23 protein-coding genes are annotated in these 26,412 nt (G+C 59.5%); 6 read left to right on the top strand and 17 right to left on the bottom strand.

Translation table 11 applies throughout. The features are described from left to right. Nucleotides 1-321: 321 nt before the first annotated feature. The 3 genes from gatB to gatC are packed head-to-tail and all read right to left on the bottom strand — an operon-like array spanning nucleotide 322 to nucleotide 3,679. Complete coding sequence (gatB, locus tag FW756_RS08185; RefSeq protein ID WP_446429678.1) at nucleotides 322-1,836, bottom strand: Asp-tRNA(Asn)/Glu-tRNA(Gln) amidotransferase subunit GatB; 1,515 nt, start codon at nucleotides 1,834-1,836, stop codon at nucleotides 322-324. Then, nucleotides 1,836-3,347: an Asp-tRNA(Asn)/Glu-tRNA(Gln) amidotransferase subunit GatA gene (gene gatA / locus FW756_RS08190; RefSeq protein ID WP_446429679.1), complete on the bottom strand. Its 1,512-nt coding sequence runs from the start codon at nucleotides 3,345-3,347 to the stop codon at nucleotides 1,836-1,838. Before gatA ends, gatB begins: the two co-directional genes overlap by 1 nt. A gap of 11 nt (nucleotides 3,348-3,358) precedes the next feature. Continuing rightward, complete coding sequence (gatC, locus tag FW756_RS08195; RefSeq protein ID WP_446429680.1) at nucleotides 3,359-3,679, bottom strand: Asp-tRNA(Asn)/Glu-tRNA(Gln) amidotransferase subunit GatC; 321 nt, start codon at nucleotides 3,677-3,679, stop codon at nucleotides 3,359-3,361. A gap of 132 nt (nucleotides 3,680-3,811) precedes the next feature. Between gatC and FW756_RS08200 the strand changes: the two genes are divergently transcribed. Beyond that, the gene (locus FW756_RS08200) at nucleotides 3,812-4,732 is read left to right on the top strand and encodes a LysR family transcriptional regulator (protein ID WP_446429681.1); all 921 of its coding nucleotides are present in this window, start codon (nucleotides 3,812-3,814) and stop codon (nucleotides 4,730-4,732) included. 38 nt (nucleotides 4,733-4,770) lie between these two features. Here FW756_RS08200 and FW756_RS08205 read toward each other — a convergent pair whose 3' ends face one another. The 6 genes from FW756_RS08205 to FW756_RS08230 all read right to left on the bottom strand — a co-directional run bounded on the left by FW756_RS08205 (nucleotide 4,771) and on the right by FW756_RS08230 (nucleotide 13,415). Continuing rightward, entirely contained in the window at nucleotides 4,771-5,385 is a 615-nt protein-coding gene (locus FW756_RS08205; RefSeq protein ID WP_446429682.1) for a DNA-3-methyladenine glycosylase I, read from the bottom strand. Between the two features lie 118 nt (nucleotides 5,386-5,503). Beyond that, nucleotides 5,504-7,861, bottom strand: a complete 2,358-nt coding sequence (ligA, locus tag FW756_RS08210) for an NAD-dependent DNA ligase LigA (protein WP_446429683.1) — start codon at nucleotides 7,859-7,861, stop codon at nucleotides 5,504-5,506. Between the two features lie 82 nt (nucleotides 7,862-7,943). Further along, nucleotides 7,944-9,104 carry a tRNA 2-thiouridine(34) synthase MnmA gene (gene mnmA, locus FW756_RS08215; protein WP_446429684.1) on the bottom strand — a complete coding sequence of 387 codons (1,161 nt, stop codon included), beginning with the start codon at nucleotides 9,102-9,104 and terminating at the stop codon, nucleotides 7,944-7,946. 43 nt (nucleotides 9,105-9,147) lie between these two features. Continuing rightward, complete coding sequence (locus FW756_RS08220) at nucleotides 9,148-10,374, bottom strand: cysteine desulfurase family protein (protein WP_446429685.1); 1,227 nt, start codon at nucleotides 10,372-10,374, stop codon at nucleotides 9,148-9,150. Between the two features lie 14 nt (nucleotides 10,375-10,388). Continuing rightward, a complete protein-coding gene (locus FW756_RS08225) occupies nucleotides 10,389-11,360 on the bottom strand; it encodes a tetratricopeptide repeat protein (RefSeq protein ID WP_446429686.1) in 972 nt (323 codons plus the stop codon). Nucleotides 11,361-11,369: 9 nt separating this feature from the next. Then, a complete protein-coding gene (locus FW756_RS08230) occupies nucleotides 11,370-13,415 on the bottom strand; it encodes a glycosyltransferase (RefSeq protein WP_446429687.1) in 2,046 nt (681 codons plus the stop codon). A 282-nt stretch (nucleotides 13,416-13,697) separates the two neighbouring features. On the opposite strand from FW756_RS08230, the gene FW756_RS08235 reads away from it, so the two are divergent. Both FW756_RS08235 and FW756_RS08240 read left to right on the top strand, forming a co-directional pair. Further along, nucleotides 13,698-16,508, top strand: a complete 2,811-nt coding sequence (locus FW756_RS08235) for a hypothetical protein (protein WP_446429688.1) — start codon at nucleotides 13,698-13,700, stop codon at nucleotides 16,506-16,508. 2 nt (nucleotides 16,509-16,510) lie between these two features. Beyond that, nucleotides 16,511-17,041, top strand: a complete 531-nt coding sequence (locus FW756_RS08240; RefSeq protein ID WP_446429689.1) for a ribonuclease H family protein — start codon at nucleotides 16,511-16,513, stop codon at nucleotides 17,039-17,041. Nucleotides 17,042-17,131: 90 nt separating this feature from the next. Here the strand turns inward: FW756_RS08240 and FW756_RS08245 are convergent, their stop codons facing one another. From FW756_RS08245 to rpsB, 8 genes are all read right to left on the bottom strand, one after another. Then, nucleotides 17,132-17,428 carry an ATP/GTP-binding protein gene (locus FW756_RS08245; protein WP_446429690.1) on the bottom strand — a complete coding sequence of 99 codons (297 nt, stop codon included), beginning with the start codon at nucleotides 17,426-17,428 and terminating at the stop codon, nucleotides 17,132-17,134. A gap of 6 nt (nucleotides 17,429-17,434) precedes the next feature. Continuing rightward, a complete protein-coding gene (locus FW756_RS08250; protein ID WP_446429691.1) occupies nucleotides 17,435-18,040 on the bottom strand; it encodes an aggregation-promoting factor C-terminal-like domain-containing protein in 606 nt (201 codons plus the stop codon). A gap of 56 nt (nucleotides 18,041-18,096) precedes the next feature. Further along, nucleotides 18,097-18,684: a DivIVA domain-containing protein gene (locus FW756_RS08255; RefSeq protein WP_446429692.1), complete on the bottom strand. Its 588-nt coding sequence runs from the start codon at nucleotides 18,682-18,684 to the stop codon at nucleotides 18,097-18,099. Beyond that, nucleotides 18,681-19,595: a phosphatidate cytidylyltransferase gene (locus FW756_RS08260; protein WP_446429693.1), complete on the bottom strand. Its 915-nt coding sequence runs from the start codon at nucleotides 19,593-19,595 to the stop codon at nucleotides 18,681-18,683. The genes FW756_RS08255 and FW756_RS08260 overlap by 4 nt, the downstream gene beginning before the upstream one ends. 12 nt (nucleotides 19,596-19,607) lie before the next feature. Beyond that, nucleotides 19,608-20,162 carry a ribosome recycling factor gene (gene frr, locus FW756_RS08265; RefSeq protein ID WP_446429694.1) on the bottom strand — a complete coding sequence of 185 codons (555 nt, stop codon included), beginning with the start codon at nucleotides 20,160-20,162 and terminating at the stop codon, nucleotides 19,608-19,610. Between the two features lie 36 nt (nucleotides 20,163-20,198). Continuing rightward, nucleotides 20,199-20,918: a UMP kinase gene (pyrH, locus tag FW756_RS08270; RefSeq protein ID WP_446429695.1), complete on the bottom strand. Its 720-nt coding sequence runs from the start codon at nucleotides 20,916-20,918 to the stop codon at nucleotides 20,199-20,201. 106 nt (nucleotides 20,919-21,024) lie between these two features. Then, nucleotides 21,025-21,864, bottom strand: coding sequence for a translation elongation factor Ts (gene tsf, locus FW756_RS08275; RefSeq protein WP_446429696.1), 840 nt, complete (start codon nucleotides 21,862-21,864; stop codon nucleotides 21,025-21,027). A 118-nt stretch (nucleotides 21,865-21,982) separates the two neighbouring features. After that, nucleotides 21,983-22,789 (bottom strand): 30S ribosomal protein S2, encoded by an 807-nt coding sequence (gene rpsB, locus FW756_RS08280; RefSeq protein ID WP_446429697.1) that lies wholly within the window; start codon nucleotides 22,787-22,789, stop codon nucleotides 21,983-21,985. 328 nt (nucleotides 22,790-23,117) lie between these two features. Between rpsB and FW756_RS08285 the strand changes: the two genes are divergently transcribed. From FW756_RS08285 to dprA, 3 genes are read left to right on the top strand one after another with little or no spacing between them, the layout of a single operon-like run. Then, on the top strand, nucleotides 23,118-23,492 hold the full coding sequence (locus FW756_RS08285) for a YraN family protein (RefSeq protein WP_446429698.1): 375 nt from the start codon (nucleotides 23,118-23,120) through the stop codon (nucleotides 23,490-23,492). Further along, the gene (locus FW756_RS08290; RefSeq protein WP_446429699.1) at nucleotides 23,489-25,045 is read left to right on the top strand and encodes a YifB family Mg chelatase-like AAA ATPase; all 1,557 of its coding nucleotides are present in this window, start codon (nucleotides 23,489-23,491) and stop codon (nucleotides 25,043-25,045) included. The genes FW756_RS08285 and FW756_RS08290 overlap by 4 nt, the downstream gene beginning before the upstream one ends. Continuing rightward, nucleotides 25,042-26,295 (top strand): DNA-processing protein DprA, encoded by a 1,254-nt coding sequence (gene dprA, locus FW756_RS08295; RefSeq protein ID WP_446429700.1) that lies wholly within the window; start codon nucleotides 25,042-25,044, stop codon nucleotides 26,293-26,295. The genes FW756_RS08290 and dprA overlap by 4 nt, the downstream gene beginning before the upstream one ends. Nucleotides 26,296-26,412 lie beyond the last annotated feature (117 nt).

The raw sequence follows: 26,412 nt of genomic DNA on the forward strand, positions 1-26,412 counted from the left end.
TTGCTGCCCGGCTACGTTGCGGCGACAAGGGAATACATTACGCCGAACCCCGAGTGAACGCAAACCAGAACAGAAACACGGGCGTGTCTGAAAGAACGCCCGTCGAACCCGCGACACCAGACCCCTCAACCCCTCGAAACAAGGCCTTCCCCACCAAAACACCCTTTACTTGCGCAAGAAAGACCTGCTTTCGCAGGAAACACCCCATCTCGAGCACTTCAACGCACATTCCCATGCCCACGCCTGCGCACAGCAACGCAACAACGCAAAAGTGGGGCACCCCGGTCTCCCGGAATACCCCACTTCTCACGAACGAAAGCGTTAGCCAGCTGCTCGCTCGAGCACGAGCTCGCGTACGCGGGCAGCATCAGCCTGTCCACGCATGGCCTTCATCACTGCACCGATAACGGCACCAGCTGCCTGCACCTTGCCGTCGCGGATCTTCGCGAGAACATCGGGCTGCTGCGCAAGCGCTGCATCAATAGCTTCGATGAGTGCGCCGTCATCCGAGACGATTGCGAGACCACGGGCCTCAACGATCTCAGCTGCGGTGCCCTCGCCGTCGATCAGACCTGCAATGACCTGACGAGCAAGCTTGTCATTCAGGGTGCCTGCATCAACGAGCTCGACAACCGAGGCGATCTGCGCCGGCGTGATGAGCTCGGTGGGTTCTGCCTCGCGCTCCTTGGCGATACGCGCAATCTCACCGGTCCACCACTTACGTGCAGCCTGCGCGGGTACACCTGCAGCAACGGTTGATTCGATCGCGTCGATGAGGCCAGCGTTGATGACGTCGCGGAACTCGAGTGCCGAGAACTGCCACTCTTCCTTCAGGCGACGACGACGCAGGGTCGGGTGCTCGGGAAGCGCTGCACGCAGCTCTTCAACCAGCTCACGCGACGGGGTCAGCGGAGCAAGGTCGGGCTCTGGGAAGTAGCGGTAGTCATCAGCGTCGCTCTTGGGGCGGCCTGGCGAAGTCTCGCCGGTGTCCTCATGCCAGTGACGGGTCTCCTGCGTAATGCTGCCACCCTCGTGAAGGATGCGTGCCTGACGCTGGATTTCGAAGCGAACCGCTCGCTCAATCGAGCGAAGCGAGTTCACGTTCTTGGTCTCGGTACGTGTGCCGAGTACCGACATCCCCGCGTCTTCGTTGCCACGAGGACGCAACGAAACGTTCGCGTCACAGCGAATATTGCCACGTTCCATGCGCGCGTCAGAAATGCCGAGCGCAGTGACGAGGTCACGAATCGTCGAAACGTACGCAGCAGCAATCTCAGGTGTATCTGCTTCGCCGCCGAAGATCGGACGGGTCACGATCTCTACGAGAGGAACACCTGCTCGGTTGTAATCAACGAGCGAGTACTCCGCGCCCTGAATACGACCGGTTGATCCACCAACGTGGTTCAGCTTGCCCGCATCCTCCTCCATGTGAGCGCGCTCAATGGGGACCTGGATGATGCGACCCGACTCAAGTTCGATCTCTACCTCGCCGTCGTAAGCGATGGGGTCATCGGCCTGCGAGATCTGGTAGTTCTTGGCAAGGTCAGGGTAGAAGTAGTTCTTGCGAGCAAAGCCCGATACTTCCTGAATCTCGCAGCCGAGCGCGAGGCCCAAGCTGATCGAGTAGCGCACTGCCTGCTCGTTCACGACGGGCAGCGAGCCCGGGAGACCGAGGCAGACTGGGGTGATATTCGTGTTGGGATCAGCACCGAAGGTGTTGGGTGCCGACGAGAACATCTTCGTCTTGGTATTGAGTTCGACGTGAACCTCGAGACCGATGACCGGTTCGTAGAGCTCGAGAGCCTTGTCGAAATCCATAAGCTTGGTCTTTGCCATTACGCGGTCGCCTTTCCGAGTGCGGGAGCCGATGCCCAGAACGGGGTGCCATCGCGCTCAGTGATGAGCGCTTCGATTGCTGCGCCGGTGCGGAACAGACGTGCGTCCTCATATGCGGGCGCCATCAACTGCAGGCCAACGGGCATGCCGTCCTCTGCTGCGGTACCAATCGGGAGCGAGAGGCCAGGGATACCGGCCATATTCGCGGGGATCGTGGTTGCGTCGTTGAGGTAGGCGGCCATCGGGTCGTCCTGCTTCTTGCCGAGCTCCCACGCAGTGGTGGGTGCTGTGAGCGACGCGATAACGTCGACCTGCTCGAATGCCTGCGCGAAGTCACGCTGAATAAGCGTGCGCACCTTCTGCGCGTTGCCGTAGTACGCGTCGTAGTAGCCCGCCGAAAGCGCGTAGGTACCAAGGATGATGCGTCGCTTTACCTCTGCACCAAAACCGGCAGCACGGGTTGCGCTCATGACGTCTTCAACGGTGCCCTGACCGGTGCGCAGACCGTAGCGAACCGAATCAAACTTCGCGAGGTTACTCGACGCCTCTGCTGGGTGCAGGAGGTAGTAGGCGGCAACGGCGTACTCGAAGTGCGGGGTGTCAATCTCGACAACCTCTGCACCCTGCGCAGTGAGCATTGCGACAGCCTCTTCGAAGCGTGCCTTCGCGCCTTCCTGTGCGCCGTCAAGCATGAGCTGCTTGACGAGACCCACACGCAGGCCCTTGAGGGGTGCGCCAGATGCGCCTTCACGCGCAGCCGCAGCGAACGACGGCCACTCGTGGTTGAGCGATGTCGAATCGTGCGCGTCGTGACCGCTAATAATGTCTTGGAGCAGGGCGGTATCGAGCACGGTACGTGCGCAGCTACCGATCTGGTCGAGCGACGATGCCATCGCGATCGCGCCGTATCGGCTGACGCTGCCGTATGTGCCCTTGAAACCTACCGAGCCGGTGAAGGCTGCTGGCTGGCGGATCGATCCACCGGTATCAGAACCGAACGCGAGAGGAGCCTCAAACGCTGCAACAGCCGCAGCCGAACCACCGCCCGATCCGCCAGGGATACGGTCCAGGTTCCATGGGTTGTGCACTGCACCGTACGCCGAGGTTTCGTTTGACGAGCCCATTGCGAACTCATCCATGTTGGTCTTACCGATGTTCACGAGGCCTGCAGCGCGTGCCTGCGCAACCGAGGTTGCGTCAAACGGCGACTGGTAACCCTCGAGGATCCTCGAACCAGCGGTGGTAGGCATGTCCGTGGTCACCAGAATGTCTTTGATGGCGACGGGTACACCCGCAAGCTCACCGAGCTCTTCACCAGCAGCGCGGCGCTCATCGATCGAGCGCGCAGCGGCAAGTGATGCCTCTGCGTCGGTTGCAAGGAACGCGTTGAGCGATCCGTCAACCTCCGCGATGCGGTCGAGGTGCGCCTGCGCAGCCTCAACAGCCGATATTTCGCCCGCAGCGAGCTTTGCGCCCAGGTCTGCGGCCGTCAGTCGAATCAATTCAGTCATTGGTGCCCCTCCTACTGCTCTTCACCGAGGATCGAGGTCACACGGAACATACCGTCTGCCTGATCGGGAGCGTTCTTCAGCGCGTCTTCACGCGACAGGACATCTGCGATTTCGTCCTTACGCGTCACGTTGGTGAGCGGGATTGGGTGGCTCGTCGCAGTCACGTCCGCAGTCGCAACCTCACTCACCTTTGCAATATTTGTGAGGATCGAACCCAGCTCGGTCGTGAGGCTTGCAACCTCTTCGGGTGTCAGGGCGATCCGGGCGAGACCAGCAAGATGTTCGACCGTCTCGGTCGTGATCTCGTTGTTCGCCGCATGGGTGTCAGACATGCTGCTCCATCATTCAGGCGTGGACGGGTTTCAAACCATTCCATCCTATCCGAAGGGGCAGACATTCAACGGCGGCTATCTGCCAAGAGGTCGCGGATCGTCATCACTCTGAATCATCTCTACGATAGATGTATGAACGTGATTGATCTTAAGGGCGTTGATCTCAACCTGCTGGTCGTGTTTCACACGCTCATGCAGGAGCGGAACGTCACAAGGGCAGCAGAAAAGCTGCATCTCACCCAGAGCGCTGTGAGCGCCGCCCTGTCACGTTTGCGCGCAGCTCTTGGTGATCCGCTTTTCGAGCGAGGTCGCGGCGAGATGACCCCGACACCACACGCCGTTGAAATCGCTGGCGCGATCTCCTCCGCGCTCGGCGGCCTCTCACAGGTGTTTCACCCGAAAGCCACATTCGATCCGGTGACTTCGACGCGCACGTTCCACCTCGCTATGTCTGATGACATTGAAGCTGTCGTCGCTCCATGGCTTCTTCGCCGGACACTCGATGAGGGGTGGCGAGTGCGCTTCGCGGTCCATCAGACCAACTCTCGGTTGTACGAAGAAGCCCTCGCAACCGGCGGCAATGACGTTGCCATCTGCGTGACCCCTTTGGACCGATCCGCTGCTCACCGGGTACAGCCCATGTTCGCGGGCAGCTGGCTTTGCCTGTACGCGTCGACGTGGCGCCAGCGCACCGGCCCGATCACCCGCAAGGAATTTGCAGAGGTTCCGCATATTCGAGTCTCGTTCGATGCGCAGCGCGGCTTCATCGATGATCTGCTCGAGTCGGCCACCTCGCTACGCCACATGCCGCTTTCGATTACCCACTTTGCTGGACTCGGTGCAGTACTGAAGAGTTCACCAGCCATCGCCACGCTTCCCGACTACGCGGCGCGCGCATTTGCTGCGGCAGAAGGACTTCGCTGCTCCCCTGTCCCTGTGCCAGTTCCAGCTTTTACCGTGTCGATGGTGTGGCGTGCCGAGACTGACAGCGACCCTGCGCTCGCCTGGCTACGCGAGGTTCTCGGCGAGTTCACCATGCCAAACGCAGAGTAATCAGCAACGCGTTGTGCAAGTGCCGCTGCACAGCACATTCAGATAACCACGCGGGAACCATCGATGTTCCAGAGACCGGAACAGCCGCGACGGTATGAGCTCACAATATGGCCGTCGGCGACGCCTATCGCGGTCATCAGCGCATAGACCGTCACTGGCCCGACATAACGGAAGCCACGTTTCTTCAGTTCCTTTGCGAGCGCAACTGACTCCGGTGATGACGCAGGAACCTCTGCCTCGGTCTCGGGCGCTGGTGATGTGAGAGGCATCGCACTCCAGACAAGTTCATTCAGCGATTCACCCTCGTGCCACATCTTCATGACAAACTGTGCATTCTGAATGACCGACTGCACCTTACGTCGGTTTCGAATCATGTCAGGCATCTCAAGAATGCGCTCGACATCAGCGTCATTCATTTGGGCGACACGCTCGATCTCAAACTGGTGAAACGCCTCGCGAATCACTTCGCGCTTGCGAAGCACTGTGAGCCACGAGAGGCCGGCTTGAAATCCCTCGAGCGAGATTCGCTCAAACAGTCCACGCTCATCCCGGATAGGCATGCCCCATTCCGTGTCGTAGTACTCCGTCAGGAGAGGATCTTGCTCGGCCCAGGGTGTACGCACAACATTGGACGCGGGTTGGTAAGCGCTCATCAGCTCACTTTCTTTTCTGTGCCGCGGACGGAAGACCACTGCCGATCAGTAAGCAAACCACGGCTCAGTCGTTCGTGGCGGAAATAACTGGGAATGCGCACAAGTTCTCCGCAAGCCCCTAGAGTTTCAGCCCCGCTGGCCCCTCCGTCACAAGAATTGCGAACTGTTCAGCGTCGAGTACGGGAATACCGAGTTCTTCTGCTTTACCGAGCTTTGAGCCTGCGCCTGGACCAGCCGCGACGAAGTCCGTCTTCTTTGAGACCGACGAAGCAGCCTTACCACCAGCTTGGATGATCGCTTCCTTCGCGCCGTCGCGCGTGAAGCCATCAAGTGCTCCAGTTGCGACAACGGTCAGCCCCTCGAGCACGCCACCTTCAACAACTGCGCCACCTGGGCCTGGGTGACCCGGCGTCGCCCACTGAACACCTGCGGCAGTCCACCGGTCAACGATTTCCTGGTGCCAATCCACCTCGAACCAAGCCTTGAGCGACTCGGCAATGATGCCCCCAACGCCTTCGACTGCTGATAGTTCCTCAAGCGTGGCTTCGCGGATCGCGTCTAGCGAGCCAAACCATTCGGCAAGCGCCCGTGCAGCGACAGGACCGACATGACGAATGTTCAGCGAAACAAGCAGACGCCAGAGCGGCTTAGTCTTTGCTTTCTCAAGCTCTTCAAGAAGCTTGTCTGCGTCTTTCGACTTCACCGCGACACGGTAGTCCTTTTTGATGCCTGCCTTACGGCGCTCGGCGGGCGTTGCGTTCTCCCAACCGGGTGGGTAGGTTGCAGCACTGAGCTTCTGGAACGGCTTGCGGCGCTTTGGCTCGCCAGTTTCCTCGTCAATCGTCACTTCACCGGTTTCGAGGTCGCGCACGATGACTTCAATTGGCACAAGCTGCTCAAGCGTTAAGTCGAATAGACCAGCTTCAGTCTCGAGCGGCGGGGTCGCCGGTACCTCTGGCTGGGTCAGGGCTGCTGCGGTAATCGCACCGAGCACCTCAACGTCGAGCGCACCTCGAGTCCCGATGTGTTCAACCCTGCCACGCACCTGTGCGGGGCAGGCTCGCGCATTCGGGCACCGGAGATCAATATCGCCTTCTTTCATCGCGCGAAGCTCCGCTCCACACTCGGGGCAGTCCTTCGGCATCTGCCACTCGACCTGCGTTCCGTCGCGAAGCTCGACGACGGCGCCAAGTACCTCAGGAATCACGTCGCCCGCTTTTCGCAGCACGACGGTGTCCCCCAGCAGCACACCCTTCGCTTTCACAACCTGCTGGTTGTGAAGCGTTGCCTGACTCACAGTTGAACCAGCAACACGCACGGGTTCCATGACTGCGTACGGCGTTGCACGCCCGGTTCGGCCGACGCCAATACGAATATCGAGCAGCTTGGTGTGTACTTCTTCTGGTGGGTACTTATAAGCAATCGCCCAGCGGGGCGCACGACTGGTTTCGCCGAGCTCAGCGTGTAGCTCAAGCTCATCGACTTTCACGACTATGCCATCGATCTCATGTTCAAAGCCGTGACGGTTCTCACCGCTCTCACGGATAAAGGCGACGACTTCTTCTGCGGTGTCAAACACGCGCGAATGCGGTGAAACCGGTAGCCCCCAGCCCGCAAGCAACTCATACGCGTCCGATTGGTTCACGAAACCAGGGTGCTCCCACGCGCCAATTCCGTGCACGTACAGCGACAGCTTGCCAAGCCGCTCGCGCATGAGCACGAGGTCATCAGCACTCTTATTATCGGCGCGCTGGCGTAAGGACCCTGCAGCGGTGTTTCGCGGGTTCGCGAACTCTGGGTAGCGAACCTTGATGTCTTCGTCTGCGATGCCCCTTGCGCGCTGTGTCGCGGCGAAGTCCGCCTGAAGTCGGTGCTGCCGTTCGTTCAATTCGGCAAATGCTTCACCGCTGAGGAACACTTCACCTCGCGCCTCAAAAAACTCTGGCAGGTGTTCACCCGTCAGCTGACGCGGAATAATCGGAATCAGATCAACGTTCTCAGTGATGTCTTCACCGGTACGTCCATCACCACGAGTTGTCGCAGTCTCAAGCACGCCATTCCGGTAAGCGAGACTGATCGCGAGTCCATCGATCTTCAGCTCACTCAACCAGCGGACAGGACGGCCCGCAGCGGCACGGGTCTTCCCCGCCCACTCCATGAACTCTTCGAGTGAGAACACATTGTCGAGACTGAGCATGCGTTCTGCATGCTCGTGCTCAGGGAATCCGACTGAGGCGACCGCAGCACCAACCTCTCGGGTTGGACTGTCTTGACCAACGAGCTCTGGGAATGCTTGTTCGAGCGCTTCAAGTCGGCGAAACCGCACATCGTACTCTGCGTCAGAGACCAGGCTCACACCATCTGAATGGTATGCAAGGCGGAACCGTTCGATCTCATCAGTCAATCGTTCGACCTCGGCGCGCGCCTCGTCAAAGTCGTGCGGAAGTGCTGCAGCGGAGTCAGAGTTCGTAGTCACTGTTCCAGTGTAGATTCAGCGACCGACATCGGCGCGGTTCAACCGCATTTATGAGGTGTGTCCCAGCGGTTTTGACAACGCCTTACGCAGCGACTGGTGCCTCTGCAAGCGCCCGATCAATCGTGAACTGACCGAGCACGCGCGATCCAACGTAGATCACGGCAGTCTGACCTGGAGCTACCCCAAGCAGCGGCTCAGCGAGCTGGAGATTGACATCGACGACGAGTTCGTGCGTGGCTTCCACGCGGTGCTGCTCAGTGCGGTCTTCTTCACGAATCGGTTCAAGCCGCGCAAACGCCGGCACAGGATCGGCGTGCGCGCGGATCTGCACCTCACATGCAAAACGCTCTGACAGGTCAAATCCTGGCTCACCAGCGAAGCTGTAGCGACCGCCGGTAATCCGTTCAATTGCCAGGCGTTCCTTCGACCCCACAACGACCTGGTTCGAGACTGGCCGAATCGACAGCACGTACCGGGGCTTTCCATCGTCAGCAGGGCGTCCCAGTTGGAGCCCTCGACGCTGCCCAACGGTGTAGCCGTGCGCGCCGTCATGCTTGCCAATCACCTCGCCGGACTCGTCAAGAATCTCCCCTGGCTCACGCGAAACGTGATCCGACAACCAACCACGGGTGTCGCCGTCAGGAATAAAGCAGATGTCGTGGCTGTCAGGCTTCTGCGCGATCTGGATGCCACGATCCGCTGCCTCTTCGCGGATCATCGCCTTCGAAGGGGTGTCACCAAGCGGGAAGTAGCAGTGGTTGAGCTGAGTCTCTGTCAGGACGCCGAGAACGTACGACTGGTCCTTCGCCCACGCACTCGCACGGTGGAGCTCACGACCATTCTCACCGTCAATCAACGTCGCGTAGTGGCCAGTGGCCACCGCATCGAAGCCAAGCGCGATTGCCTTGTCGAGAAGCGCAGCGAACTTAATCTTCTCGTTGCAACGCATGCACGGATTCGGGGTTCGGCCCGCAGCATATTCAGCGATAAAGTCATCGACGACATCAGCTTTGAAGCGTTCGCTGAAGTCCCACACGTAAAAGGGAATGTCAAGCAAGTTCGCAACACGACGGGCATCCATCGCGTCCTCAATCGTGCAGCAGCCACGCGAACCGGTACGCAATGTACCTGGCATTCGACTCAATGCCAGGTGCACCCCGACAACTTCATGCCCGGCTTCGACGGCGCGAGCTGCAGCAACCGCTGAGTCAACGCCGCCACTCATCGCAGCCAAAATCTTCATTCGAATGAGTTTACGCGACCTCGCTCCGAAACGTCACCCAGGTTTAGACAAACCCTGCGACCCGGGCGCGTTCGATCGCCGTCGGAAGCGCGGCAAGAAACGCGTCGATTTCGGAGACTGCCGTGTCAGGACTCAGCGTGAGGCGAAGGGCGCCTGCCGCAACGTCCTCAGGGAGGCCCATCGCGAGCAATACATGAGAGACTTCAGCGACACCGGCGCGGCATGCAGATCCAACCGACACTGAAACTCCAGCTGAGTCGAGCAAGTAGACCAGGGAATCGCCCTGGCAGCCCGGGAACGTGAAATGCGCACTCCCCGCGAGCCGCTCGCCTGTTGCCGGATCCGCACCACGCAAGACGGCGGAAGGATCGATAGCGCGCACCCCAGCAATCAGCTGGTCCCGGAGCCCGGATAGCCTGGCAATGCGATCACGGCGTGGAGTGCCGTCAGCTTCGAGTGAAAGCTCAACCGCGCGGGCAAACGCGATGGCGCCCGCGACGTCCTGTGTGCCAGAGCGCCCACGCTGCTGCGACCCGCCATGGAAGAGCGGACTCACCGTCAGGCGGCGGTCAACGACAAGCGCGCCGACACCCATCGGCCCGCCAATTTTGTGCGCAGATACGCTCAACAGGTTCGCACCAGACTCGCGGAGGGACACCGGGATCTGACCAAGGGCCGCCACAGCATCCACATGCACTGGAATGCCAGCACTTGCAGCAATCTCGCACAGTGCTGACACCGGTTGCACGGTGCCGACCTCATTATTTGCCCACAGGAACGAGATGAGTGCGATTCGATCCGCGCCTCCCGTGTTTTCTTCTGCGATTGCCGCAGCAAGAGTTTCAGGCGCGAGACGCCCGTTTGCATCAACTGGCAGCCAACGCACAATCGCGTCTTGCTCATCTCGAAGCCACTCGGCAGCCTCGATCGTCGCGTGATGCTCGCCATCGGCGACCAAGATCACCGGGCGCGCGGATCGCTCCTGCCTGGCCCAGAATCCTCCCTTGAGGGCGAGGTTAATCGACTCCGTGCCGCCACCAGTAAACACAAGCTCTGCCGAACCACAGCCGAGCGCTTGGGCGATGCGCTCGCGTGCGCTCTCAAGCGCTTCGCTCGCACGCTGACCATGGCTGTGGGTGGATGCGGGATTTCCCACGGTTTGCAGCGCACGAGCGTACTCCGAGAGCACCTCATCCGGCATCGGTGAGGTGCTCGCATGGTCGAGGTAGGCGGAAGCTGCCTCAGCAGCGTTCGCTGGCTGCTCGTTCACACCAGGCATCGAGATTAGAACATCAGTGAGGCGAGGCGGCCACGAGCAGCATTGACGCGCGGATCAGCCTGACCGACGACCTCAAACAACTCGAGCATGCGTGTACGCACGATCGCGCGGTTCGTATCATCGCTCTTCTCAAATAGCTCGAGCAAGCGAAGGAAGGCATCCTCGATGTGTCCGCCAGACAAATCGAGGTCGGCCACCAGCATCTGAGCGTTGAGGTCGGTGGGCTGAGCAGCTGCTGCATCCCTAATTCCCTCAGCGGTTTGACCCTGCAGACGAAGCAGTAGCTTCATCTGTGCAAGCGCTTCTTTCGCGGCCTGGTCAGCAGGCGCCTTCTGCAGCACTGCCTGCCACTCAGCAATTGCGCCAGCGTAGTCGCCACGTTCTGCGGCTTCCATCGCAGGAATGTGTGCCTCAGGAATACGGGGCGCCGGCGGAGCTGCCGGAGTTCCATCTCCCGTCGCGTCTGGAGCGTCAACTCGCCCCGTGACGCCCTGCTGTTCGGCAAGCTGCAACAACTGTGCCATGAAATCGCGGATCTGCGCCTCTGCAAGCGGCCCCTGGAACAGAGGAACAGGACGACCGCCAACAAGCGCTACCACTGTGGGAATCGCCTGCGGCCCGAACGCCTGAGTCAACTGCGGGTTTGCCTCGACATCGACCTTGGCGAGCATCACGAGACCACCGAGGTCACGAGTGATCTTTTCAAGGACCGGGTTCAGTTCTTTCGACGGTTCGCTGTTCTCAGACCACAGCGAAATGATCACCGGAACGATACCCGACAGCTGTGCTGCCTGTTCGAACGTCGAATCACTGATGTCCATGACAAGCGAAGGCACATCAACCGCTGGTACTGGCTGCGAAGCACCCATACCCGCCGACTGTCCGCCGGGTTCGTGCGTGGTCTGCTGACGGTGCGCAAGGTGGCTCAAATCGACGCCACCACCCGGAATGCTCGGCATAGGGTTACGCTGACTCATTCTGTTCACTTACTCCTTTGCTCCGACGAGCTCACTTGTTACACCGAGGAGCTGGATCTTCTCGCCGGAATCCTTTGTCGGAACGTAGAACAGGAGCTGGTGCGCGACCTCGCGCACGAGCTTCTTCTTTTGTCCCTCCAAGCCAGACACTGCGGTGACTTCGTTCGCTGCCTTCGGCGCGAAACCGTCGGATTCAACGATCTGATCTTCCAGCACCGTCGTCGCAACGAGTGCGCCGCCAAGACCGGTCGAAAGCGCGGTCACTGGCTGATCACCCTGAGCCGCAGTCACCGAGAACTTCATTGGGGTTTTATCGGCTTCAGCCTTTGCCTGCGACTGAGCCACCCATGCGGCACCATACTTCTCAAGCAACAAGTTGTCTTCAAGATCAAAGACCTCAGCGCCCTCCGCGTCCTTACCAGAGGCGAGGAACTTAGCATACATCTCACCGACCGACTGCGGTGTCGCCGCGATTGTCGCAAAATCATTCGCGAGCAGCGCCGTACCAACTTCTGCTGGCGCTGCCTGCGGCATCGTAATGCCCCCACGAAGCGAGAACACGCGGGTCACCAAGAAATTGGTGTGCGGCGACTCCTGCGTCAACACCATGGCAACAGACGGAGCTTCAGCAGGCTTCTCCCCCTCCGCCGGGGCAGGTGCCTCCGAGGCAACCGTGAGGAAGAGCGTACGAGGCCAACCCTCCGTGCTCTGCACCAACTGGTAGTCACGAGACTCCGCGGTGATGACATCGGGAATTGAGGCGTAGTCGCTTACAGACTTACGGATTTTATAGTTCGCCGCACGCTGCGCGAGCGCGTCGCCAGTGAAACGCTGAGCAAGCAACTCGGCGTCGAGGTCGGCGTCAGCCTTTGTCGCAACTTCGGCGACGTCGTCCAGGATTGCCTCGATTTGGCCATCAGTGACCGGCACAGGAGCAGCGCTTGAGCCCTCAGTAACCTCTTCTGTGACAGCAGGCTTTTCTGCATCAAAATCAGGCCAGTACGTTGGCGAACAACCGCTCAGGCCAAGCACAGCAGCCATGCCGATTGCTGGCAGTGCGAAGCGCGTCATCTTCTTTGGCCCCTTCTCAGCGGTTGGTGCTTGGGGTGCAGTATCGGTCCCGGGCTCCGCCACTGGTGGTGCCGGATCCTCCAAGCCAGCGTCTTCAGCAGGCGCATCGGCCGACGATTCAGGCTGAGTCACCTGGGTGTCGGTCTCGCCATCTACGGTGCCTGCTTCAGAAGGCGACTCAGCCTTCGGAATAGCTGTCTCGGTTCCCGGAACAGCTGCAGCGGACTTCTTACCGGGGAACATATTTCGAATTCCCTGGAAAGCCCCACGACGACCGCGACGCGGACCGAGTCCGCGACGATCATGGTCGAACGCGAGCAAATACAGCACGAGTCCGACGAGCGCCAGAACACCACCCGCGGTCAACAGCGGCCCAGCCCATGGCGTGTTCCGGTCCTGCACCCACACGAGAGCAGCATCTGCCGGAGCAGGCGCCTCGCCATCAGTTGCAAACAGGAGAGATTCATCAGCCTGCAGTGAGACTGGCATTCGCGTCTGCGAGTCGCCATCCTTCGGGCCTTCGCGAGATTCGATCCACAAGTCACTACCTCGTGGATTGATGGGATCCAACTGCTCTTCTGCAGGAACCTCGGCGTCAGCATCGGCGTCAGCTGGCGTTTCAGCTTCAGCAGGCTGTTCCTCGACGGTGTTGTCGACCTCTGGTGCAACATCTTGCTTCGCGACAAAGGTCTTGGTGCTTGCATCGTAAGCGACCGAATCCCTTTCGAAGGGAGCGACCCAAGCAGCAACATCACGAGTCTTCGCTACCGCGACAAACGAGTCAGGCGAGGTCAACACGACGTTGCCCTGTCCAGGGACATCACGCATATCTTCTGCATCAACGACGAAGTAAGGAGCTGAGCTCTCCTCAGTAATGTCGTAACGCAGCTCAGCAGGGCCAGCAAGGAAGGTGCGCTGGCCAACGCCGAGCACCAGTAGCACGCCCGCTAGCACCAGCGTCGCGATCGCAAGGAAATATCGCACCGGGAGGTCCTCCAATAGCAGCCTCGCGGCCACCGTACTTTGTTGACTTACCCCGCCTGCTTGAAGCTGGCGGGAGGCTTTGACCGTATGCCAAAACCTACAGTTCCTTACTACGGTAGCGGAATGCAGCTTGGGATCGCAGTCGAATACCCAAGAACTGTGTCGACTCCCAGCGATCCACTTCCCATCACCAGGTAACGCAAACGGGTTATCATTGGTCAGTTACACAGGCCAGGTGGATTCACGTGCCAGGCCTGAACACCCGACGAATCCGGAGGCCATGTGTCCGACGCAGCACAGCAGTTCTCAGTCTCTTTCCGCGGCTATCAGCGAGAAGAGGTGGACGCGCATCTCAGCGAAATGTCCACTCGCATGACCACCATGCAATCTCATCTGACGGCGCTGCAGAATGCGCATCAGGATGAGGTGCAGGTCGGCGAGGAACAGCGTGCACTCATCGCAGAGCTGCAGGAGCAGGTCGCCGAGCTCGGCGCCTCAGGATATTCAGGTCTTGGCCTGCGTGTCGAGAAGAGCCTCCAGCAGGCGGAGCAGCATGCGCAGAGCCTGATGGCGCAAGCCGATCTTGACGCACAGAAGTTGCGCAACTCAAGCGAGGAAGAAAGCGCACGACTACTCGCGCAGGCACGCACGCAAGCCGACGAGCTTCTCACTTCGGCAAACGAGCAGGCTGAGGTACTCATTGGTGCTGCTCGTCGCGATGTGATTCAGATCACGTCAGAGACCAATGAGGAACGTGAGCGAATTCTCACAGAGACCAACGACACTGCGGCCCGTGTGCGCACGACCGCAGAGCGCGAGTCACTGTCCCTTCGTGAGACGGCGGATCGTGAGTCGCGCTCGCTGCTCGCAGCGGCAAAGAGCGAGGCAGAACGTATCCTCGGTGATGCGCAGACTGCCGCACAAGAACTCACAAATGCCACTGAGGCTTCAGCCGCTGCGTTCGCAGTAGAACGCGACGAAACTCGACGCGAAGTAGACGCGGAACGCGCGCGCTTGACGCACGAGGCTGAGGTCAGCCGTGCAGAGTTTGAGGCACGCCGCCAGCGCGAAGAGGCTGAACTCGAAGAGAAATATACAGAGCTCGAACGCCAGCTGACCGCCGCGATGGACGCGCAACGCAGAGATCTCGAATCCGAGATGGTCACCCTTCGTGGGCGCATCGCGCAGGAGCGGGCTGAACACGACGAGCTCGTTGCTGCAGAACGGGCAGCACACGATGCACGAATCGCTGCAGAACTGTCACAGCATGAGGCACGTCTCGCGCAAGAGCTCGAGGAACACGCAGCGACCGTGACACGTGAGCAAGAACAGCAGGCTGCGCAGATCCGCACCCTTGCTGATCAGGCTGAACGTGAACGCGAACGCCAGAACACGCGGGCAGCTGAACTTCGTGAACGCGAACGCACCGCGCACGATGCGACGCTCACTCGCGAACGCGAGGACCACGACGCGCAACTCCTCACCGAACGCGAGAAGCAAACTGCGAAGCTGTCGGCGGAGCGCACAGCACACGAGGCGAGCATTCATGATGAACGCTCCGCGCACGAAGAATCAGTTGCTGCGGAACGCAATGCGCACGAAGCACGACTGACTGCTGAGCGCGAAGCACACCTCGAAGCGATTGCGAACGAGCGTGCCGAGCACGAAGGACGCATTGCAGCTGAGAGCTCTGAGCATGCAGAGCGAATTGCTGCCGAGTCAGAGGCTCACGCGAGCCGCATTGCAGCCGAGTCCGCTGCGCACGATGAACGAATCGCAGCAGAATCGCTCGCGCACGAGGAACGTCTCGCAAACGAGCGCGCCGCACATGACGAGCGGATCGAAATTGAGAGCACAGAGCACTCGGAACGGATGGCGTCAGAACGCCAGGCACACGGCGAACGAATCTCACGCGAACTGGGATCTCACCAGGACCGCCTGATCGGTGAGTGGGAACAGCACCGAGCTCGCATTGAGACAGAACGCCAGGAGCTTGCGGCAGAACTCGAGTCAGCTCGCTCTGCTGCTGCCGAAGAACGAGAGATCGCCGCAGAAGCGCAGCGGGTCGCTCTCGCGGACGAAGTCGCGGCCCATCAAGCCCGCCTTGCGGACGAAGCCACCGTTCAAGCAGAGCAGCTTGCGACCGATCTCGCTGCCCATACTCAGCGCATTGCGGACGAGTCTGCGGCGGCTGATGCTCGCCTCCGACTCGCACACGAAGAGTCTGCCGCTCAGCTCGGACTCGACAGAGAACAGCTGGAGCTGCAAATCGAACGCGATCGCGCCTCCCTTGCCGCCGACATTGAGCGTGAACGCGGCGAGCACGAGCGTGAACTCGCAAAGCTTCGCGCACAACATGACGAAGACCTACAGCGTGAGCGTGATGAGGCGGCTGCAGCTATTGCACGCGAAGCTGCCTCGATCCGCGCCACGGCAACAGAAGAGACCGACCTTCTTCGCGCAAACACCGTCAAGGAACTTGCTGACTTCCGCACATCGGAGGAGACAGAACTCGCGGAACTTCGGGACACCACCGAAACCGAGGTTCGCGAGGCACGCGAGCGGCTTGCTGCGGATCGTACCGCGACCGCACAGGATATCGCGGATCAACGCTCGCAGCTCGAAAGCGACCTTGCTGAGCGCCAGCGTGAGGCAGCTGCCACAGCAAAGGCAGAGCTCGACGCGACAACCGCTGAACTACTCACACTGCGAGAGCAGCTCGCAGCAGCCCGGGCAGAACATCAGGAACTCACCGCCGACGCACAACAAGATGCGATGAAGATCCGTGCAGCCGCAGAACAGCGCGCAGCAGAAATCATGGTTGAGGCTGAACAGCGTGCACAAACCACGTGGGTTGCCGCGGAAGACCGCGCGACGAAGGTACTCGCTGCTGCAGAGGACCGTATGAACCAGCTCAAGGTTGAACGTGGCGCAGTTGCACGCTACTTCGAGAGCCTCGGCGAGGTGCTCACCAACGCGCAGAAAATGAACACCGCTGCAGAACGCCATGTGGACGTCGATCTCGCATCTGAGGACAACACTGATCAGGGCGATCAGACCTCGACCCGTAACGACGCAGAACAGGCGGAGTAAAGGTGAGCATCACTGCAGCAGCCGACGGCTCAGCTCTCGGCAATCCCGGTCCGGCAGGCTGGGCCTGGTACATCGACGACAACCAGTGGCGCGCAGGCGGGTGGCCGCGGGCGACAAACAACCAGGGCGAACTCATGGCCGTCCTGGATCTGTTGAACGCAACCGCTTCGCGGGCATCGGAGCCTATCCTGATCCGCTGCGACAGCCAGTACGTGATCAACTCGGTCACCAAATGGATGCCCGGTTGGAAACGTAAGGGTTGGCGAAAGGCCGATGGCAAACCCGTCTTGAACCGCGAGCTTCTCGAGCAGATCGACACTGCACTCAACGGACGCACGTACAAGTTCGAATGGGTCAAAGGACATGCTGGCGACCCGATGAATGAAGCTGCTGACACACTTGCGAAGTCAGCAGCCACGGCGTTCCAGGCAGGCGTTGAACCCAACCAGGGCCCAGGGCTAGCCGCAGGCTCTCCTGATCCCGTAAACGTCGCAGTGGAGGCGCCAACTGTGACTCCCCCGACGCTCTTCTAAGAGAACCTCTGGGCATAGACGAAGTAAGGGCCCCACATTCCGCATAGGCGGGGTGTGGGGCCCTTACTCGTAGGAAGTGTCACCAGTCGCCTACATCAGGCGCCAGCAGTGAGCGTGGTAATGACGACGATCCGCAACAGCAGCTGAATCACCAAACAGGTTCTCTGCACTCCAGGCGACAACGTGCTGCTGCCCGGCAGGCACATCGTTTCCGCACTCAGGACAGCGGTAGATCTTCTCCGCACGCTGTGCTGAGACCTCACGCACGAACCATTCGCGGCCACGACGCATTTCGCGTCGTGCACCACCATTCGCTAGGCGAGAGACATCGCGTTGCGGGCTGGCAGCCGCGCGCTGATACTTGTTTGGCCCGCGACTACGCCCCATGCGCGATCACCACCAGTCATTCGCAACCCAGAAGTTATAAGCGCCAGCCCAACTTCCGTAACGGTCTACGGCGTAGCCGTTTGCCCAGGTGAGGTTGTCGACCGGGTCGTAACCATTGCCAGGAACCTTGCTGCACGGAAGAGCCTGAATAAGGCCACAAGCGCCTGACCCCGGATTCGTTGCGTTAGGGTTCCATCCAGACTCACGCGTTGCAATGTAATCGACGAAGCCCCAATCGCTCTGGGCGATGCCAGCAGCTGCCATCCATTCCGAAGGGGCACCACCACCGGTGTAACGAAGCGACTCGATGCTCGCTGCCTCTGCAGAGTCAGCAGACGCCTTGGACTCTTCAGGTGCCTTCGCAACGGGCTTCGGCTTTGGAACCTCTTCACCCTCGATTGCGGGGAGGATGAAGTCATCACTCGGGTTTTCGTTTGGCACGAACTCCTGGAAGAGCTGGGGGTACTGCGCAGCGAACTCTTCGTCAGCAGAAGCACTAGGCGTCGTCATCGGAGCGAGCACCGCCATACCGAGGAATCCGGCGGCGGTTACAGCTGCGATGGGGCCGCGCACGCGGCGCCAGAGAGAAGTCTGAGTTGTAGATGCAGTCACAATGTAACGATTGTATCTCACCAGCGCGAAAGCTCCAAGAAGCTCTCAGGCTGCGATCAGCGAGTAGCCAGAATCAGCTCAACGATGGCGTCGAGCAGAGCATCGACCTGATCCTCGTCATATCCCCGCCATTCGCTATGGAACACGGTCTCTCGGACATCAGATGGAGTCATCGAGATTTCGCGTCTGCTGAACATTTCCCCGACGCTGTCAAGGAAGGCATCGACCTGTGAGCGACGGTACCCGGTCGCAAAAACGCCTCGGCGCCGAAGACGCTTGCCAGCTGGACGCCCGATACGGCCACGTACATCTGAGAGAAGTGCGCGGGTTTCGTCCCACCATTCCTTCTCACCAAATTCGCGCATCTCTGCACGCCGTTCACGTTCGTAGAACACGTCTTCCAAGCGATCCAACGCTGCATCTACATGCCGCACTGAGTAGCCGCCTTTGACGATCGGAAACGATGCGTCACGCACCTCGTTTGCCGTCACAGCAGACGATGCGTCAGCGCTCCCGACGTACGTTTCACGCGCACGTTCTACGAATGCATCCACGTCAACAGGCTTGTATCCAAGACGCTTATCGCCGGCCTTCGGGAAGACATTTGGATCTTGCACTCCCGATTGCGAGAATCCATCACTCACGAAATAACCCCAATCACGAGCGCAACACCGTACACGGCTACCGCCGACGGAAGCAAAGAGTCAAGCCGGTCAAGGAAGCCACCGTGACCAGGAATCCATGAACTCATGTCCTTCACGCCAAGGTCACGCTTAATGAGTGACTCAGTGAGGTCACCACCGGTAGCAGTCAAGAGGACAAGGAGGCCGAGAAGAATTCCGACCCACCACGGCTCGTCCAGGAAAAATACTGCGGAAAGCACACCAGTAGTCATCGCAACGAGTGCGGCACCAATGAAGCCTTCCCAAGTCTTGTTTGGGCTGATCCGCGGCGTCATCTTATGCTTGCCGAGCGTCACACCGGCAGCGTATGCGCCAATGTCTACAGACACCACAACGAGCACAAGCGTGAAGACCCACCACTCGCCGTTGTCCAATTCATTCAGCAGAATCGCGAAAGAGCCGAAGAACGCAACATACACGAGGGTAAAGAGGCCGGAAAAAACATCACGGATGAGGGTGCGCGGTGGAACTTCCCACTTCGGCATTAATCCTTCGATGAGACGCCAAACAATCAGCAGCGCTGAAGCTGCGAAGAGCCCCAGCAGCATCCCCTGGGCGCCCCAGAAATATGTTGCGGCGACGATGAGCAGCCCGCCGAGTGCGACACCGACCCGCGGGACACGACGTCCCGCGGTGCGGAACGCCGCAGCCAACTCAACGAGTGCAGTTGCAACGATCGCAGCGACGAGAATCGCGAAAGCCGGCTTCATCCAGAAGAGACTTCCCAAGAAGATCGCGCCAAAGACCAGGCCAGAGCCAATCGCTAGAAAGAGATTGCGGCCTGCCTTTTCTTCGACACGCTCACTCGTGGCCTTCAGTTGAGCGCGAAGCTCCTGAAGGTCATGACGACCTTCGTGCTGCTCACCATCCACCGACATTTGAGGTTAGACCTCCAGCAGTTCTGCTTCTTTACGCTTGAACGCATCATCGATCTGATCGATGAACTGCTTCGTCAGAGCCTCGAGCTCCTTCTCGGCGCGTGCAACGTCGTCCTCGCCAACCTCGCTCTTGAGCGCCTCGAGTTCATCCTTCGCACTGCGACGCACGTTTCGGATTCCGACTCGGGCGTCTTCCGAACGGGTCTTGACGATCTTCACGAATTCCTTGCGACGCTCAGCGGTCAGCTCAGGCAGTGTCACGCGGATGACGGTGCCGTCGTTCGTCGGGTTTGCGCCGAGGTTGTGCATGTTGCGGATCGCTTCTTCGATCCCCTTCATCGCACCCTTGTCGTAAGGGGTGATGATGAGGCTACGTGCATCCTGGTTTGCTACCGAAGCGAGCTGCGGAAGCGGCGTAGGGGTGCCGTAGTAGTCGACCTGCAGGTTCTGCAGCAGAGCCGGGTTTGCGCGGCCGGTGCGAACCGTCGCGAAGCTTTCCTTGGCGGCCTCAACCGCGCGGGACATACGATCCTTCGCGTCAGCGAATACCTCTTCGATCACGATGATCTCCTTCTTAAACGGTAAACGTTTCTAAGCTTACTGGTGGACCCGGGTGCCAAGCTTCTCGCCACGGATGGCGGCAGTGACATTTCCAGCGGGTTCCATGCCAAATACTCGCATCGGCATTCCGTTATCCATGCACAGGCTAAATGAAGTCGAGTCAACGACCTTCAGGCCCTTCACCAGCGCATCGTTGTAAGTGATTTCTTCGATAAGGGTGGCGTTTGGATCCTTATTGGGATCTGCGGTGTAGACGCCATCAACACCGTTCTTCGCGACAAGAACCTCGTCAGCGTGGATTTCGAGCGCTCGCTGAGCTGCCACCGTGTCCGTTGAGAAGTATGGGAGTCCGGCGCCTGCGCCGAAGATCACTACGCGTCCCTTTTCCATATGGCGGATTGCACGAAGTGGAATGTAGGTTTCAGCAACCTGCGTCATGGTGATTGCCGACTGCACACGACTGTCGACACCAGCCTGCTCAAGGAAGTCCTGCAGAGCGAGTGCGTTCATGACCGTGCCGAGCATGCCCATGTAGTCAGCACGCGCACGGTCCATGCCCCGCTGTGAGAGTTCTGCGCCACGGAAGAAGTTACCGCCGCCAACAACGACGGCAACTTCTGCGGAGTCCATTGCCGCTGCAATCTCGCGTGCGATCTCGCTGATAACGTCCGGGTTCACTCCGAGGGTGCCACCACCGAACGCTTCTCCAGAGAGCTTCAGCAGTACGCGGCGCTTACGAGGGGTGAGTGAAGTCATGAAGAAGGACTCGCTTTCTCGGTGGGTTCTGGAAGTAATGATAGTCGGTGACTGGCAGCACAAGGCCCGAGGGTAGAAAAACTACCCTCGGGCCTTATGAAGCAACTTACGCGCCGACCTTGCTACGTGCAAAGCCAACAATCTTGATGCCAGCTGCCTCAGCAACAGCTTTCACGTCGCGCTTGTCAGCGTCGAGTGCGTGAACCTGCTCGGTGAGAACAACCTGCTTGAAGAACGCGTTCAGACGGCCTTCAACGATCTTCGGAAGAGCAGCCTCAGGCTTGCCCTCGTTACGAGAGATCTCGGTAACGATCTCGCGCTCCTTGTCAACGTCTGCAGCGGGAACCTCATCGCGGTTCACGTACAGCGGATCAGCGAACGAGATGTGACGTGCAATGCTGAGCGCTGCGTCTGCAGCCTCTGCCGACTCGCCCTCGTAGCCAACAACAACGCCGATCTGCGGGGGCAGATCCTTCGAGGTGCGGTGGAGGTATACCGAGGTCGAGGGAGCCTCGACGCGAACGACCTTACGGAGAACGATGCGCTCGCCAATGATCGCCGACTCATCGGTGATGACGTCTGCAACGGTCTTGCCGTCGAGAGCTGCTGCAAGGCCAGCTTCTGCGTCAGCTGCACCCGCTGCTGCGATTGCGTCGAGAACCTTTTCGCTGAGAGCAACGAACTTTTCGTTCTTTGCAACGAAGTCGGTCTCGCAAACGAGCTCGATCATGGTTGCTGCGCCCTCGGTCTCGCGCACTGCGACGAGTCCCTCGGTAGCCTCGCGGCCTTCACGCTTTGCAACACCCTTGATGCCCTTGAGGCGAAGGATCTCAATTGCCTTCTCGATGTCGCCATCTGCCTCAACGAGTGCGTTCTTGCTGTCCATCATGCCGGCGCCAAGGCGCTCGCGCAGTTCCTTCACAGCGGCCATGGTTACTGCAGCCATGTGTGACTCCTTCATGTCTATGGGAACCCGCGGGGTGCTTCTCAGCGCCCCGCGGGTTCCAATGTTTATTGTCTGAATCCTACGTTCAAGAAATGAACGGAGGGAAGATCAGAGGTAATTACTCAGCTGCGGGAGCAGCTGCCTCAGCTGCAGCCTCTGCAGGCTTGTCAGCATTGAGGAGCTCAACTTCCCACTCAGCGAGGGGCTCAGCAGCAGCTGCACCCTCAGCAGGCTTCTGGTGGCGCTCCATGAGGCCCTCAGCAGCAGCGTCAGCGATGACACGGGTAAGCAGTGCAACCGAACGGATTGCGTCGTCGTTACCCGGGATCGGGTAGGTGACCTCGTCGGGATCGCAGTTCGTGTCGAGGATTGCGATGACGGGGATACCAAGCTTCTTCGCCTCGTCGATTGCGAGGTGCTCCTTCTTGGTGTCAACAACCCAGATCGCCGACGGGGTCTTCGTCATGTGACGGATACCACCGAGGGTCTTCTGAAGCTTCTCGAGCTCACGCTTCTTGAGGAGGAGCTCCTTCTTGGTGAAGCCCGAGGTAGTGCCCTCGAAGTCGAGCTGCTCGAGCTCCTTCATGCGCTCCAGGCGACCGGTAACGGTCTGGAAGTTGGTGAGGAGGCCACCGAGCCAGCGCTGGTTCACGTAAGGCTGGTTCACGCGAGTCGACTGCTCAGCAATCGCTTCCTGAGCCTGCTTCTTGGTGCCGACGAAGAGAATCGAACCGCCGCGTGCGACGGTGTTCTTCACGAAGTCGTATGCAGAGTCGATGTAACCGAGGGTCTGCTGCAGGTCGATGATGTAGATACCCGAGCGCTCGGTGAAAATGAAGCGCTTCATCTTCGGGTTCCAACGACGGGTCTGGTGACCGAAGTGAACGCCGCTGTCGAGCAGCTGGCGCATGGTAACGACTGCCATGGTCGTCTCCTTGAAATAAGTGCGCGAAAAACGCGCAGATGCGGTTTTCAACGATCGCGGTGCGATCGAAGCCTGGTGCCCGTGAGTTCAACCACCACACGCCAAATACATGACGCATAGACCGTTGGTGTCACTCACTGAAGTGGGCACGCGAAGTCACCTCTTCCGAGATGCCCGTCTAGCTTACCACTTTTTGCGACTCAACTTCGCCGTGGCTGCGTTGCTCCCTTTGAGAGTTTTCTCACCCCAGCACGGTGTTGTTCACAATGAGCGGCTCTCCCATGTTTGATCTGGATGTTTTCCGCACACTGGACGAAGGAGGTCAGCTATGAAAGAAGAAGATCGGCATCTCACACCGCGTGAGATCGGTGCGCGTGGCGAGACACTTGCTGCGGCTTTTCTCGTGCGACAGGGCTACGCCTTGCTTGCACAGAATTGGCGCACCCGACAGGGCGAGCTTGATCTCATAGTCACCAAGTCGGGAACACTCGTCGCCGTGGAAGTGAAGACTCGACGCAGCCTCAGCCATGGGCACCCACTCGAATCAATAACCGCACGAAAGTGCGCCAGGCTCAAACGGCTACTTCTCGAATGGGTTCGGTCGCAGCAAATCCCCTACCCCCGCCTACGAATCGACGCTATTGGAATCACCCTCCGCGATGGTGAGGCGCCCAGAATTGATCATTTGCGCGGTATTCAATGACCAAGGTATGTCGTACAGCGACGATCTCGCTCACCGGACTCACCGGACACGCTGTTTTTGTTGAAGCCGCTCTCACCCAACAACTCCCTGGAATGGCGATCATTGGGCTGCCAGACACCGCCCTTACGGAGGCAAAACTTCGTGTGAGGACCGCAGCCGCGCAATCAGGGCTTTCCCTGTCCAGCAGATTCATCACCGTGAATCTCTCGCCTGCGGCAATGCCCAAGCACGGCACGGGATTTGATCTCGCTATCGCCCTCTCTGTGCTTTCAGCCTCAGGGCACCTGCCAAGTTCACAGCTTGAAAACACTGCGCACTTCGGCGAACTCGGTCTCGATGGAACGCTTCGGCGTCCCAACGGGCTTCTAAGCGCGGTGCTCGCAGCTCGCAGCTTGGGGTTTCACAGAGTCATGGTGCCTGCGGTGTGTTTTCACGAAGCGCGCCTGGTGCCTGACATCGAGGTCGTAGCTATCCCCGATCTTCGGCATGCGGCCTCTTGGCATCAGGGTGACACATCAGCACATCTTGCAGCCCCAGCTCCGGTGGAGCACTCTGCAGCGAATGGTCTTGCCATTTCACCCCAGTATTTGCCAGACATGGGAGAAGTAGTGGGACAAGATGACGCCATTGATGCGCTCGTTGTTGCCGCCGCAGGCAGACATCACATCGCTATGGTTGGCCCTCCCGGTGCGGGGAAGACGCTCCTTGCCACACGACTCCCGTCGCTCCTCCCCGACCTCACCGAGCATGAATCACTCACGGCGAGCAGCATCGCTTCACTCGGAAGTGATGCGCTTTCCTCGCTGATCACACGCCCTCCTTTTGAGAGTCCACATCACACAGCGTCAAGCTCCGCGCTCGTCGGCGGCGGTCAATCATCTGTTCCGAGAATCGGCGCCATCACCCGGGCCTGTCACGGTGTGCTGTTTCTTGATGAGGCACCCGAGTTCAAAAAGGATGCACTTGAGGCACTTCGCCAGCCTCTTGAATCTGGCGTGGTCGAGATTCACCGCGCGCAGATACGCACGGTTCTGCCTGCACGTGCTCAGCTCATACTGGCTGCCAACCCTTGCCCCTGTGGCAAGGCGGGTTCTCCTGAGACTGCCTTGTCATGCGAGTGCAGTCCGCAGACACGGCGCCGCTACCTTCGAAAACTCTCTGGCCCACTGTCAGATCGAGTTGACCTGCAATTGGCAGTACGACGGGTTACTGCCGTCGAAAGGCCATCTGCTCCACTCGTCTCTCGCAGCAGTGAAGTCCTTCGAGAGCAAGTAGCAATGGCACGTGAGCGGGCAGCACATCGGTTCCGCGACACTTCATGGCATGTGAACGCTGACGCACCAGGCAGCTGGCTTCGTGGCCTCGCGTCTCGACTATCCACGACCGAAACCCTCGTGCTCGACGAAGCACTTCGCCGTGGCTCACTCACCATGCGCGGCTATGACCGAGTTCTCCGTCTTGCCTGGACAATAAGCGACCTCGCAGGCAGCCCGCGCCCCAGCCGGGCAGAAATATCCCAGGCACTCACACTTCGAAACGGAGCTTTCACTTGACAGCCCAATCTGCTTTCTTCGCACACGACACCGAACTGCGACAAGCGCTCGCTGAAGCACAGGGCGCAGATCTCGATCCGCACCTCGCGACAACCCTGCTCTCACGAGTCATTTGGGCGAGGTTATGCGAGCCCGGCGATCAGGTCGCTGGGTGCCTCATCGCTGCGCTTGGGCCGGAGCTCGGGTTTGACCTTGTCGCACAGGGCGCTACAGCAAAAACTGTGCTTGAAGCGGTTACTGCGCACGGAAATTCCAACGATGGCTTTGCGTTGCTCACCGCGGCTCGCCTCAACGCAGCATTTCAACGTTGGCGGCTGCGACTAGATCGAGCCAAGACTCTCGAAGATCTGCGCAGTGCTGCTGCGCTCGGATTCGATCTCACCACGCCGGACCATACCAACTGGCCAAGCAGTCTCTCCGAGCTCGAATATGCAGCACCTTGCCTATTGTGGATCAAGGGAGATATCTCCGCCTGCACAGCTGGCGGCCTCGCAGTTGTGGGTGCTCGAGCATGTACAAACTATGGCCGAGAGGTCACAGGGGAACTTGTCGAGTCTGTCGCCCGCAAAGGGACAGTCATCCTTTCTGGTGCCGCATACGGCGTCGATGCCGCGGCGCACAGAGCTGCGCTCTACGCGCAAAGTCCGACCGTTGCAGTCCTCGCGGGTGGTCTTGACCGTCCATACCCTGCGGGTCACGATGATTTGCTGATGAGAATTTCTCAACACGGAGCTGTCTGCTCAGAAGTACCACCTGGCACTGCCCCTACCCGGTGGCGCTTTCTGCAACGAAACCGGCTGATTGCGGCGCTCTCTCAAGCGACGCTTGTTACTGAAGCGGGTACACGGTCAGGGTCGCTCAACACTGCCGCGCACGCAGCAGAACTCGGACGTCCGCTGGCCGCCGTACCTGGCCCCGTCACGAGCGAGGCCTCTGCAGGCTGCCACAAACTCATCCGCGAGTACAACGCAGAGCTCATCTCAACCGCCTCAGAACTTCATGAGTTTCTCGGGATCAGTGACGCTGCGGCGAGCGCCTTCGCAGGTTCAAGCGCACGACAACTATCCATGCATCGCCGCATACTCGACGCGCTCCCTCTCACAGGCAGTCGTAGCTCAGTCGACGCGGCTCAACTATCAGGAGTCGCGTTGCACGAGGTACGACAGTTTCTCGCAGAGCTTGAGCTTCTCGGGTTCGTTGAACGCGACGCTGCTGAGGGAGAAAACTGGCGGCTCCTGAAGCGCGGGTAGCCGACCTGGTCTCACCGTCTTTGCTTACACCTGATGCACGCCAAGACGAGACGAATCACGGCATGCAAACTGTAGATATTGCGCGCGACACGGCAATTCTCAACCGGGTCCGTTCTG

The sequence above is a fragment of the Leucobacter sp. 1207-22 genome, from assembly GCF_052850455.1.